At 33.9% G+C, this 13546-nt stretch carries 7 protein-coding genes and 4 pseudogenes; 1 reads left to right on the top strand and 10 read right to left on the bottom strand.

The annotated features are described in order from the left end of the window. Positions 1-22: 22 nt before the first annotated feature. From JCM7501_RS10395 to JCM7501_RS10365, 7 genes and pseudogenes are all read right to left on the bottom strand, one after another. A complete protein-coding gene (locus JCM7501_RS10395; protein ID WP_028992051.1) occupies positions 23-472 on the bottom strand; it encodes a PTS sugar transporter subunit IIA in 450 nt (149 codons plus the stop codon). Beyond that, positions 459-2417: a BglG family transcription antiterminator gene (locus JCM7501_RS10390; RefSeq protein WP_028992052.1), complete on the bottom strand. Its 1959-nt coding sequence runs from the start codon at positions 2415-2417 to the stop codon at positions 459-461. Before JCM7501_RS10390 ends, JCM7501_RS10395 begins: the two co-directional genes overlap by 14 nt. Before the next feature lie 220 nt (positions 2418-2637). Beyond that, positions 2638-4301, bottom strand: a pseudogene (locus tag JCM7501_RS10385) (sensor domain-containing diguanylate cyclase). Between the two features lie 214 nt (positions 4302-4515). Beyond that, positions 4516-6825: pseudogene (locus JCM7501_RS10380) on the bottom strand (vitamin B12-dependent ribonucleotide reductase). Positions 6826-7005: 180 nt separating this feature from the next. Further along, a complete protein-coding gene (locus JCM7501_RS10375) occupies positions 7006-7491 on the bottom strand; it encodes a thioredoxin family protein (protein ID WP_028992055.1) in 486 nt (161 codons plus the stop codon). Between the two features lie 15 nt (positions 7492-7506). Continuing rightward, positions 7507-8934 (bottom strand): aspartate aminotransferase family protein, encoded by a 1428-nt coding sequence (locus JCM7501_RS10370; protein ID WP_028992056.1) that lies wholly within the window; start codon positions 8932-8934, stop codon positions 7507-7509. Between the two features lie 20 nt (positions 8935-8954). Further along, entirely contained in the window at positions 8955-9170 is a 216-nt protein-coding gene (locus tag JCM7501_RS10365) for a DUF896 domain-containing protein (protein WP_028992057.1), read from the bottom strand. 147 nt (positions 9171-9317) lie between these two features. Between JCM7501_RS10365 and JCM7501_RS10360 the strand changes: the two genes are divergently transcribed. Next, positions 9318-9956 carry a DUF1614 domain-containing protein gene (locus JCM7501_RS10360; RefSeq protein WP_028992058.1) on the top strand — a complete coding sequence of 213 codons (639 nt, stop codon included), beginning with the start codon at positions 9318-9320 and terminating at the stop codon, positions 9954-9956. 35 nt (positions 9957-9991) lie between these two features. Here the strand turns inward: JCM7501_RS10360 and JCM7501_RS10355 are convergent, their stop codons facing one another. From JCM7501_RS10355 to JCM7501_RS10350, 3 genes and pseudogenes are all read right to left on the bottom strand, one after another. Beyond that, complete coding sequence (locus JCM7501_RS10355) at positions 9992-11986, bottom strand: alpha/beta hydrolase family protein (RefSeq protein ID WP_028992059.1); 1995 nt, start codon at positions 11984-11986, stop codon at positions 9992-9994. A 61-nt stretch (positions 11987-12047) separates the two neighbouring features. Continuing rightward, positions 12048-12116 (bottom strand): annotated as a pseudogene (locus tag JCM7501_RS16285) (AraC family transcriptional regulator); the annotation flags it as partial. 248 nt (positions 12117-12364) lie between these two features. Further along, positions 12365-13474 (bottom strand): annotated as a pseudogene (locus JCM7501_RS10350) (ABC transporter ATP-binding protein); the annotation flags it as partial. Positions 13475-13546 lie beyond the last annotated feature (72 nt).

Here is a 13546-nt window from a genome sequence, read left to right as displayed (position 1 = left end):
TATATTTTGTTTTTGTTTATTTTTAACTTACTCGAATATCACTTAAAGCATTTAAGATTTCTTCAATAGTTATTGCTCTTTTAAGGATTTCAACAAAATTATCATTCATTAATTTTCGAGATAATTGTGATAATATTTTAAGATGGACGTTATTCACATTTTCTTCAGGCACCCCTAAGAGAAAAATTAAATTGACAGGTTTCCCATCTAACGAATCCCATTCTATTCCATCAGATGTCTTACCAAATACTATCACCGCCTCCTTTACAGTTTTTGATTTTCCATGTGGTATTGCAATTCCATTCCCCACCCCCGTTGTATATGCCTTCTCTCTTTCAAGCACGCATTTTACATACTCATCTACAGAAGTTATTTTCCCTTCTTTTTGCGCCAATTCTGCTAATTTTTTAATTGCCTCTTCTTTGGTTTTTGCTTTAAGATTTAGTGTAACAAGATTTTTATTTATCAGCATCGTAAATTACCTCCAATAACTTTATAATTTCTTCTTTGTTTTTTGCTTTTTTTATACTTTCTACAAATTCAGATGATTCAAGTTTATTATACAATTTTCTAAATATATACCTAGCTTTCCCTATATCTCTCTGAGTTAAAGCTATCATAAATAACATATCTACCTTTTCTTCATCCCAAACCATAGGATTTTTTAGTCTCACCACTGTAAAAACTGATTTATTAACATGTTCTGGTAAACCATGGGGAATTGCAATACCATTTCCTATAGCTGTAGAAGCTATTTTTTCTCGCGTTATGACATCTTCAAGATATTCATCTTTTACATATCCTTTTTTACTTAACTCCATGCATACCTTACTTAGCAAATCCTCTTTTTGTAGGTAAATATCATCAACCTCAATTAACTGGGTCTCTATTAAATTAGATTTTTTAGTTAGACTTTCTATAAATTCATCAAGTCGCTTTATATCATTTTGAGTTAATAAAGGACTTATATTTATAAAAGGTTTATTTATCTCAATAGGTACAGTAGAGATAACTATATCTATGTCATTTAAGATACTCTCATGTAGCGAAACAGAAGAAATTATGTCTTTTATTTCTATCTGTTTAAAAGATTTCTCAAGCCTTGCCGCAAGAAGTTGTGCCGTTCCAATGCCAGTTGTACAAACAACCAAGGCTCTAAGTGGTTTTTTAGCTCGTTCAACTGCAGCACCTAAATGTAGTGCAATATAACCTATTTCCTCTTCTGCAACTTTTTTACCTAAATACTTCTCAAATACAACACTTGTCATCCATGCAACCCCATATATTTCAGGATAATTTTCTTTAATATCGTTTAACAGTGGATTTCTTAGTGTTAAACCATATTTGAGCCTATTTATAGTTGGTCTTAAATGAAGTATCAAACCATTTAGCAATTGCTTATCATTGCTTAAATCAATGCACAATGCCCTTTCAGCAATATTTATAATTTCTTTTGACATAATAACCGCTAGTTCAATACTTTCTTCATCTTCCAACTCCAAATTCACATCTTCAATTTTATTTTGCTGCATTTTAGTACCAATAATATGCAATACAATATATCCTATTTCTGATTCAGGAAGAACTACATTAAATTTCGTCTCTATCTCTTTCGCCATCTGTTGAGCTATCACATATTCATCTTTTTGCTTTAGATTATTTAAGACCGTCTTTGATAATTTAACATCTTTTTTATGCTTTAGTCTTTCGATAGAAATAGCTACATGTATAACCAAACTTATAAAAGCTTCATCCGAAAACCTAAATTTGAGTTTTGATTCAGCATTACTAACTATTTTTTCAAGTTGCTTATAATCAATATCAAAAAGTTCCTTTAATTGCACTAATGTTCTATAATCTATCCTACCAGTGTAATCATTATATAAAAATTCTTTTAATTCTTTTTGTTCTTTAGTTGAAACAATTAAGCTTGCCACTGCATTTCGCCAATTCTCCTCATCGCCTACCACTTCAATGCCATAATTAGGTTTTTTTAAAAGTTTTAGATTAAATTTGTTAAGCCATTTTTCAACATTTCGTAAATCTTTGTGTATTGTAACCCTACTTACATAAAGTTCCTCAGCTAGTTCTTTTATAGTAACACTTCCTTTGCTCATAAATAATCGCTTTAAAATGTAGTTTTTTCTTGCTTCAGGCGAAAAAGGCTCTTCAAAGTCTAAACTCTTTTTAATCTCATCAGCAAGCTCAAGTCTCTTATTTCTAGGACCCTCTAATAAAATGCCTACTCTTGGTTTTTTGATAATTTTTACGCCTTTTTGTTGTACATATTCTTCAACTTTTTTTAAATCATTCCTTATTGTTTTATTAGACACTTTCAATCTATTTGCAATATAATCAACCGTAAGGGGTTTTTCACTATTTAAAAGCATATTTATAATCTCAAGTATCCTATCCATAACTAATCACCCTTTTACCACATTTAATGTGGTAACTCTATTAACAAATTTATTTCGCCTTTCGATTAATATTATACCTAAAAAGCGTTTATTTTCAAGGAATTTAAGTGTAACTTTTTATACCTTATTAATGTGGTAAAACTTTATTAATTGATTAAATCAATGGATAAAATAAAAAAGACCAGGAAAATATTTTCCCAGTCTCCTCTTTAAGTCTTTTTCACACTTCATATATAGCAATTTTGTTTCTTCCTTTACTTTTGCCACCTGCATACAAAGCTCTATCCGCATGGCTTATAAGTTTTTCAGCAGAATCAGCTTTTCTAGGATAATCCGCTACTCCTCCTGTTATAGTTATGTGTATGTCTCCCTTTTCAGTTTTCACTGGTTTAGAAGATACTTCACTTCTTATCCTCTCCGCTATCGTGTAGGCTTGTTCCGCAGTAAGTTTCGGTAAAATTACTGCAAATTCTTCTCCGCCAAATCGTGCTACAATATCATCACTTCTCACATTGTTTTTTATACGTTTTGCCACTTCCTTAAGTACTTCATCTCCAATTAAATGGCCATAAGTATCATTTATCAATTTAAAATTATCCAAATCAAACATTATAAGGCTTACAGGCTCACTGTTCTCATCTGCCTCATAATATTTTCCATTAATGCATCATTAAAATATCTTCTATTATAAGTCTTTGTTAAAGGATCAGTAATAGACTTTTTTGTAACTTCATAATACCGCTTAGCATTGATTATTGCAACAGATGCCTGATCTACAATTATCTCTATGATTCTAACAGAATCCTCATCGAAGACATTTGTATCTACATGCAATACCGCCAGGCATCCAATAGCAGAACCCGAAGACCTTAAAGGAGATACTACGACGCTGCCATAGTTATGCAAAAATTGTTCCTTTAAAAATCTTTTATCCTGCTTCAAATCTTTAATTGCTATTGTTTTGTTAGAGGATATGCACTTTCCTATTATTCCTTCATCTTTAAAATAATTCTTTTTAAATCCCTCTTCTCCTTCTCGATTACCTATCGATTTTACTAAAGTAGCTACTCCATTAGAATCTGTTAAGTATATTGCTGCTGCAGATATAGAAACAACTTGAGAAATAACTTCCATGATAGTATCTAATATTTTCTCTAACTCTAGCTTCGAATTTATCATTTTAACCATCTCATATATAGCGTTAAGCCTTTTATTTGCCTTAATCAAATCTCTAATCATTCTAAAAGCATATGCTATGAATATAAGTGGAGTTAAAGATAACACAAAAAGCAGAAGCTCATATTTAAAATAAATATATGCAAGGACTAATGAAACAGGAATCATCACTATATAAGTGCCCAACTCTAATAATACACTCTCATTCCAATACTCTTTAAACAAAATCTTCCCTTGTACTTTTAACGCATAGTATAATATAAAGTTGTTCAAAAGAAAACTCACTATGACATAACTTAAAATATATTTAACTTGCGAGAGAGAAATTATGCCAATTTTTCCACCTATGAATTCATAAAACCATCCAGCTAATAAATATGTAATAGAAAGCATTCCCCCATTTAAAAACCCATTTTTTACCTTTTTCCTTATTACAATAGTATCAAACATAACAGATGCTATCATGAGAGCAGCCGCTCCAACTGTGCCAAAAATCAAAAAAGTAATCATTCCTATTGTAGGGCTTAAAGACAATTTAATATCTGTATACAATATTCCAAGATTATCCAGAATTATTGCGAAAACTAACAAAATCAAAAAAACTCTCCAATCAATCCCGCTTTTGCAGTAGTAAAGTGCCCACACAAATAATATACTTCCTACCGTAATTAAGGTTATATTAAAAACCAGTTCCCTGTACTTCCCCATACTAATCCCCTCGTTTTTCCGAATCATATTAGTATTCTACATTTATTTCAAAAATCCTTCTTGGACTGACAAGATTTGTAAAGTTAATCACTTTTATTTATCAGAGCCAATTGTACCACAAATCTCCATCATAAAATGTCGAATTTTGTATACCCTTTTAAATATTTATAAAAACCCCTCTGTAGCAATTGCTACAGAAGGGTTTTTATAAATATCAACCGCATTTAGAATAACCACAATTCTTACACACAACACAGCCACCTTCATGTTCTATTGGGCTGCCACATTCAGGCAAAGTCCTTCTTTCTCTAATAAGTCAGCCTCACTCAACGCAACCTCTAGTTTAGGGTCATCTTTATCGCCATTATAATTATTTTCATATATAGGTACGTCGATAGGTGCAAATTGTTGTTCTTCTTCCACTCGAATTTTCATCACTTTTTCAATAACCTTGCCAATAGCATCAGGCAAGATAACACCTTTATTTCTTTGTTGGTAGCCATTTGCCTTAAAGTGGAATGACATCTTATACCTTTCAATTGCTCTACAATTGTTTTAGCGTCAATGCCTGAGCGCAATGCTATAGATATAAGCCTACTGGTAGCTTCTGACTGTGAAGGACATCCGCCTGCTCTTCCAAGATTTGTAAATACCTCACATATGCCTTGGTCGTCATAATTAACTGTTATATAAAGATTTCCACAACCTATCCTCACTTTTTCAGTTATTCCTCTCGTCACGGGAGGTCTTGGCCTTGGTCGTAAAAGTTCTTTTTTAGTTTGCTCTTCTCTAGGCTTTGCTTCTTCTTTCTTTTCCTTTATACCTAAATTCAATACTTGCGATTCACGGCTTCCATCTCTGTATATAGTAACCCCCTTACAACCAAGTTTATAGGCAAGAAGATAAGTTTTTCTAACGTCCTCTACTGTGGCTTCATTTCTAAAGTTCACAGTCTTAGAAACAGCATTATCAACATGTTTTTGAAAAGCTGCTTGCATTTTAATGTGCACTCGGGGTCAATATCATGGGCTATCACAAAAACCCTTTTAACATCTTTTGGTATACCCTTTATGTCTTTGAGGCTGCCCTTTTGGGCAATTTCTCGCATTAGTTCATCCGAATAAAACCCTCTCTCAATAGCAATCTCTTTAAATACCGGGTTTACTTCCACCAGTTGTGTATTATCCATAACATTTCGCGTCATAGCTATTGCAAACACCGGTTCTATGCCACTAGAAGTACCTGCAATGATAGATATGGTGCCAGTCGGGGCAATAGTAGTAGTTGTAGCGTTTCGAATTTTTATACCCATTTTTTTGTAAATACTCTTATCATAGAAACCAAAGGTACCTCTTTGTTCTGCTAATTTAATCGATGCTTCTTTGGAAGTTTTATCAATAAACTCCATCAATTTTTCGCCAAGTTCAACTGCCTCATCAGAATCATAAGGTATGCCAAGTCTTAAAAGCATGTTAGCAAATCCCATTACTCCAAGTCCTATTTTTCGAGTACCTTTTGTCATTTCTTCAATTTGAGGAAGTGGATATTTATTCGCATCTATAACATTGTCCAAAAAATGTACTGCATCATAAACCGTTTCTCTAAGTTTGTCATAATCTATTTCGTATCTGCCTTCTACCTTTTTTAACATGTTTTCAAGATTAATTGAACCTAAGTTACAAGATTCATAAGGAAGAAGTGGCTGTTCACCGCAGGGATTGGTAGACTCAATCTCTCCAACCTCAGGAGTAGGATTTTTCTCATTTATTCTATCTAAAAATACAATACCCGGTTCACCATTTCTCCAAGCCATTTCTACAATCAGATCAAAGACTTCTCTCGCTCTTAATCTATTTGTAACCTTACCTGTATGAGGATCTATTAAATCGTATTCCCCGTCTTCCTCAACAGCCTTCATAAATTCTTCTGTAATAGCCACGCTTATATTAAAATTCGTTATTTCATTGTTATCTTTTTTACACTGTATAAACTCCAATATATCAGGGTGGTCTACCCGTAGAATACCCATGTTTGCTCCTCTACGAGTACCACCTTGCTTTACCGCTTCTGTCGCTGCATTAAAAACTTTCATAAAACTAACGGGTCCTGATGCAACGCCTCCAGTCGTTCTGACTGTAGCTCCTTTGGGCCGTAGGCGAGAAAAGCTAAATCCCGTACCTCCACCGCTTTTGTGAATAATTGCCGCGTACTTTACCGCGTCAAAAATTTCCTCCATAGAATCTCCTACAGGAAGAACAAAGCAAGCTGAAAGCTGACCTAATGGTCTACCCGCATTCATTAAGGTTGGTGAATTAGGCAAAAAATCTAGATCTACCATCATATCATAAAATCTTTTCTTTACTGCTTCTACATCAGCATTTTTGTCATAAATTAAATCCACTTCAGCGATAGTCCTTGCAACCCTTTCAAACATCTTCTCAACTGTCTCAATAGGCTTGCCATTTTCATCTTTAGCCAAATACCTTCTTTCCAGAACCTTCTTCGCGTTTTCAGAGATTTTCACAGGAAATTCCTCCTCTTGTGTAAAAACACAATATTTTGTGGATTGCTTATTTAATTATACATTTTATTGTGTATTATGCAACCTCCAAATCTATTCGATTTAATTTTATTATCTCCCTTTACTATTAATTTTCGTTCAAAAGCTTAATAAATTAAACGAATTTAAAAAGACCCGGCACACTTACCGGGACAAAATATTAACAATTTCCTCAATTACATTTTTATCATATTTCCCTTTAAGATAATCTCTTCTCCAGTCTTCTTCTCCACTTTTTGCAAGTTCTTTTACAATTCCAGGCCTTTCTATCCAATGACCAATTTCTTTAAAATCTTTATCCATAAATACAAAAGTTGGTATTTTAGCTTTACCATCTATATAATAAGGTTTCATGTGCTCTTCGTTACCTTCTCTTTTTAAAATTCTCAGTTTAAAATTCTTATTATAACTTGCGATTTTTGCAACTATAGGCACATTAACTTGAGAATCAGGACACCAACTTTCAGCAAATGCCAAAATATTTACCTCATCTTTAAATTTTATTTTCTCTATCAAGTCTTCATCTAACATCGTTTTTTCATATCTCTCCTTTATTCTTTTAGCAATATTCTCCTCCGATTCTTCTACAAATTCCTCAAAAGTAATTCCTTTTTCAAATAATTCTTTCAAAGTTAATTCACCTCTTCACTGCCTTTTAAGTAATGACCCTAAAACTGTTTTAGCACCTGATACAGTAATACCTAAAAAACTACTATTTCTTGTGAGAATTTCATCTAACGCATCTACAACTTTGTCAATTTGTTCTTTTGTCACAATCAAAGGAGGTTCTAATCTTATTACATTTGGATTATTCAAAGTGTAAGCTGTTATAATTTTGTGTTTATTTTGAAGCTCTCCAGCAATTAAAGAGCCGAGATATTCACTGGAAAGCTTTGAGATAGCCCCTCGAGAAATTTTGTCAAGAAGTCCACTATCTGGTTGATTAAACTCTACTCCTATTAAAAGTCCCCTTCCTCTAACATCTTTTATAAGTTTTGAATGTTTTTCTTTTAATTCTTTTAATCGACCTAAAAAGTATTCACCTTTTTCTTTTGCAGCATCAGGAAGCTTTTTTTCTATAATAGCTTGTATTGAAGCAATCGCAGCAGCACAAGCATAGGTATTACCGCCAAAAGTAGAAGTATGTAAAAGAGCTTTTTCCATAGTCCCATAAGCTTTTTGCCATATCTCCTCTGTGGTTATATAGGCACCAATAGGCATAACTCCTCCACCTAAAGACTTAGCAAGGCACATTATGTCAGGCACTATTCCTTCGTGCTCACATGCAAACATTTTTCCTGTTCTTCCAAAACCAGTTTGGACCTCATCTAATATTAAATAAGCATCATACTTAGTACACAATTCCCGTACTTTTTGCAAATAGCCTTCATGGGGGACAATCACTCCTCCTTCCCCTTGGATAGGCTCTACTATAAAAGCAGCAACATCTCTACCTTTCAAAGCTTCCTCCAAAGCTTTTTCATCTCCAAATGGAATAGGAACTGTCTCCGGCACAAGTGGTTTAAAATACCTTTGATACTTTTCTCGCCCTGTCACTGAAAGGGCACCCATGGATTTGCCGTGAAAGGAGTTCTGACAGTAAACTATTTTTTGTTTTCCTGAAGCAATTTTAGCAAGTTTTAAAGCTCCTTCTACTGCTTCTGCACCACTGTTACAAAAAAAGCTCCTTTTAAGATTCCCTGGTGTCACTTTTGCAAGATTATGAGCAAGAACCCCCGGCAAATTTCCAATAGCCGCTTGCAATATATTAGGCATATCTTTTACTTTTTCTACAGCTTCGATAACCTCATCGGGGTTATGCCCTAAATTTAAAGCACCATAACCTCCTAAAAAATCATAATACTCATTTCCTTCATTATCCCATACTGAAACTCCTTTAGCTCTTACAAAAAGTTTATCAAACTGAAGCATTGAAAGCATAGATACAAAAACTGAATTTATATATTCTTTGTAATTTTCTCTAACTTGATTTTTGTTTAATGTAAATGCTTCTTCCAAAGTTATATATTCCGGAATATCATCCTTCACTTTCCCCTTTGTACCTTCATACATTTTCCATCTCTCCTTTATTTTTAATGTCTATGGTAATGATGGTCATGACCACAATGTTCGCAACTATTGTTAGCACATCTAATATTTTCTAACTCTCTTCTTACTCTCTCTTTTATTTCTTTCACATATTCTTGCCTCAGCCTTTTTTGCTCTTCTTTTTCCTCTTCTGTTAAACCTTCTGTTTGTGATTTGTGATAAAGGAAATTTATTCTTTCTATCATTTCTCTCGTTATCATCGCTACACCTCGTCGAATAAATTTTGACAAATATATTATATTCTTTTTTTCCAAAAAACAAAAGAATTTTTACAAATTAATGGATATAACTATCACTTTTATGATATTATAACAATATAGCGGCAAATATTTAAGGAGGTTTTTGTAATGCCTTTAATTTGGATATTTTTTCTAATATTATTGTTTCCCTTTTTAATATTTGTATTTTTCATACAAGCAGCTACTTTTTCTTTTGCAAAATTAGGGTTATCTCCTCAAATGGCAGTTTTTCTTTTTAGCTTATCTTTAATAGGAAGTGTAATCAATATTCCTATATCTCGCAAAAAATTTATAGTACATGATGAAGAAGAAATATTTTTTCCTTTTCTTTTCTACTATCCTCCCAGAGTGCGTGAACAAATAATTGCCGTAAATGTAGGGGGAGCCATCATCCCTGTGCTATTCAGTATATACCTCATGCAAAGAACTCCTTTAACCCCTACGATAATAGCTACTATAATAGTCACAGCTGTTGCCAAAGCATTAGCTAAACCTGTGCCAGGAGTTGGTATTTCGCTTCCTGCCTTTATACCACCTCTTGTAGCAGCTGCTGCAGCAATTTTGCTATCTCATAATGATGCAGCTCCTGTAGCATACATCTCGGGAGTTTTAGGTACATTAATTGGAGCAGACCTTCTTAATCTTCCTCATTTTAAAGACTTAAACTCTCATGCTATAAGTATAGGAGGAGCAGGTATATTCGATGGAATTTTTTTAGTAGGTGTAGTAGCAGCCTTGTTAGCATAAAAAAATACCCTACTTACACCGTAGGGTATTTTTTCTCACTTTAAATACTTATTAAACCAATCAGTTATCTCTTTAAGCCTTCTTATCCTGTGCTTTGGTTTTCCGCTCCTTGAAAGGTCGTGGTTTTCACCATGACAGATCACCAACTTTGACTCCACTCCAAAGTATTTAAGAGCCATGAACATTTGAAGAGCTTCAGCAAGCCAGCACCTGTAGTCCTCATCAGAATGCAGGAACAATGTCGGAGTCTTCACTTTATCAGCATATTTAAGCGGAGAATTGTCCCAGTATTTCTCAAAGTTGTCCCAGGGAGTACCGCCCACCTGATCTGGCACAAAGTAATAACCTATATCTGTAGTTCCAAACTCTGTAAACCAGTTTGATATGCTCCTTTGAGAGACTGCTGCCTTAAACCTATCTGTATGCCCTATTATCCAGTTTGTCATAAATCCTCCATAAGAACCGCCTGTAACGCCAACTCTTTCAGAGTCAATGTCTTTGTAATTTTCAAGCACATAATCTGTAAATTTCATAATATCTTCATAATCAATTGTCCCATATTTTCCTCTTATATCAGCAAATTCGTTTCCTCTGCCATCGCTTCCTACCGGATTGCAGAAAAACACAAAATACCCTTCTGCTGCCCAGTATTGCATTTCGTGAAAATAAATTTCCCCATATACAGTTTTAGGTCCTCCATGGATATCCAATATTGCAGGATACTTCTTGCCTTCTTCATAGTCTATAGGCTTTATAACCCAACCATCTATAAAATGACCTGGTCTTATCTCTACTTCTACTCTTTCAGGCTTTGAAAGTTTCTTTTCCTTCTGCACCCATTCATTAAAGTCAGTAATCTGTATCTCTTGCCCGTCTTTGTACTCATAAAGCTCCAAAAGCTTTAATCCTCTAAAACCGATAAAAAGAATATCATCGCCACATACATCAAACATATCCACAGATCCATCTTTATCTATCACTTTTTCTATTTTCCCTTCTAAATTTATTCTGTTAAGATAAGCATTGTACCTCTCTGTAGATATGAAGTACAAATAATCTCCTTCTGCTTTAAAACTAAAGCCTGAACCGTACCTCACATCAGAGTTTACAGAATTTCCTAAACTCATATCGAGCTCAGGGGTTATGCACCTTCTTTCGCCTGACTCCTCTAAAATGTAGAACTTGCTGTTTTCATTTATACCGTATTTTTTCATATCTGTTCCAGCGCATATTATCTTATCTCCTAAAAAATCCACATACCTATAGGAAAAATCTGAATCCTTATTCACTTTCTTAAGTTCTCCAACCTTTAAATTGTATATATAAACATCACTTGTCAAAGGCATTTTGTCCTTATAACTTTTTCCTATAAACACAGCTTTTGTCTTATCTTTGTTGAGCTTTAAAGAATACACCTCAGTGTATTCATCTGTTATAGGCTGCAATTTATTATCACTTAATTTATAAACATAGAGCCTTCCCCTGTCTTTATTGATGACTCCTTCGCCATTCGCCCAAAAAGGAATCTCATCAAATACTTCGTAATCTTTCTCCTCTTTTCTCCTTTCAAGCTCTTTTTTCTTCTCCTCCTCACTCAAACCCTCCAAATCCTTTTTATTTACATTATAAAGTGCAATCAAGAGAAAAGTATCGTCATCAACAGGCAAAATCTCTGTAACCTTTTTAGGTATCACAAAAGCCTCAACAGCTTCTCCTCCGTGTATGTTAATTTTGTAGTACTTTGTAAATTCCTCTCCACTTTCTGCCTTTTCTTTGTCCTTTGGATTTCTGCTACTTGCAAAAAGTATGTAATCATCGTCAAGCCATACAAATCCTCTCTCCTCATTAAAGGAAGTCAGCTGAAAATATTTTTTAGTCCTTGTATCCAAAACCCATATGTTAGACAAATACTTGTTCTCCTCAACGTCCATTCTATGTACCACAAATGCTGCACAGCTACCACTTGGCGAATATTTTAATCCTGACAAAAATTTAAATTTTGTAAAATCTTCTAATTGTAACTTCTCCATTTGAAAACGCCCCCTAATAAAATGTTTTCAAAATTATTATAGCACAAAAACACAAAAATTCCTAAAGGCTGTCCCTGTACTGCGTTGGAGTAAGACCGGTGTACTTTTTAAATATCTGTGAAAAATATTTCTCATCTTAAGGAGTAAACTTTTGTAATTTAAGTAGAAAGAATAAGGCAGCAATTCAAAATCACTCTAATTGGTGCCTTAACTTTCTAATGATTCAATTACTTTCAACACCCTCTGTCTTATTTTCTCATCTTCTGGATATAAATTTTTGAACATTTTCATTTTCACAGCATTTCAATTTTTTATGAGCTGTTCATTTTAAACTATAAATCTTTCTTTTTCATTTCTCTGGTGTTTCACACAAAATTTTTATACAGCTTCTTCTGAAGCCTCCATCTCTTTTTTCTCATCAATCCCATAATTGTACATATAATAGAAATACCCCCTCTTATCTAATAGTTCATCCAATGTGCCTCTTTCAATGATTTCTCCATCTCTCATTACAAATATTTCATCATACTTTTTCAGTATCTCTGGGGTCAATTTATGGGTTACAGCAAGCACTGTCGCATCTAAATTTATAAGCGTCCTCTCTATATCGCTCGCCGTAACTTTGTCTAAAGCCGCCGTAGCTTCGTCTATCAGCAGTATTTCCGCTTTCTTGATTAGTGCTCTTGCAATTGCTATCCTCTGTCTCTCTCCTCCTGATAGCTCTACTTCCCCTTCTCCTACTATTGTATCGAGTCCTTTGGGAAGTTTCTCAACAACCTGAATTAAACCAGATTGTCTCAATGCCTCATTGAGTTCTTCTTCACTGCATTCACTGTAAAGGCAAATGTTATTCTTTAATGTGTCACCAAACATAAAGACATTCTGCTGTATAATACTAACTTTCCTGTAATAGGAAGCAGGGTCAAATTCTCTTATATCTATTCCATCAATGAGCACTTGCCCATCATAATCTGTAATGTGATTTAATAGCACTCTAAGTAGCGTGGTCTTTCCACATCCACTTTCTCCAACTAATGTATACTTTTTGCCTTTATCAAGCTTTATGTTTATGTTTGACAAAGCATTCCTCTTCCCATCGTAGGAAAAGGTTAGGTTCTTGATTTCTATGGAATTTCTAAATTCAAAAGGTTTATCTCCCTGTGAGACTTCCTCTTTGCTTACGTCTATTATTTCTTTTTGGATTTTATCTGCTATTTTTTCAACAGATTTTATCTTTGTAGCATATACAGATGCAGAAATTAAAGGATTCACTATGTAGTTCATAAGCTGTACAGCGGCAATCATAGAACCTACTGTGATGTAGCCTCTTAAAACCAAATATGTGGCTACTAGAATATTCACAAAAAACATTGCAAACCCTGACACAATAGATAAAGCTCCTTGAAATCCTTGAAATGCATCGGATTTATACCCTGCCATTTCTGCCTCTTTGTTATCTTTTGATGCCATATTGAGAATTTTATTTTCCTTGACTTTGTCAGTTGGAGGTCATTTTTGGGCTGGTAAAAAATATCAAACCCTTGATTTTCAAGGGTTTTT

The organism is Thermoanaerobacter thermocopriae JCM 7501, assembly GCF_001310975.1.
GTDB lineage: Bacteria > Bacillota > Thermoanaerobacteria > Thermoanaerobacterales > Thermoanaerobacteraceae > Thermoanaerobacter > Thermoanaerobacter thermocopriae.
Note: the sequence above shows the minus strand (reverse complement) of the source record. Positions and strands in the feature narration are given on the sequence as shown.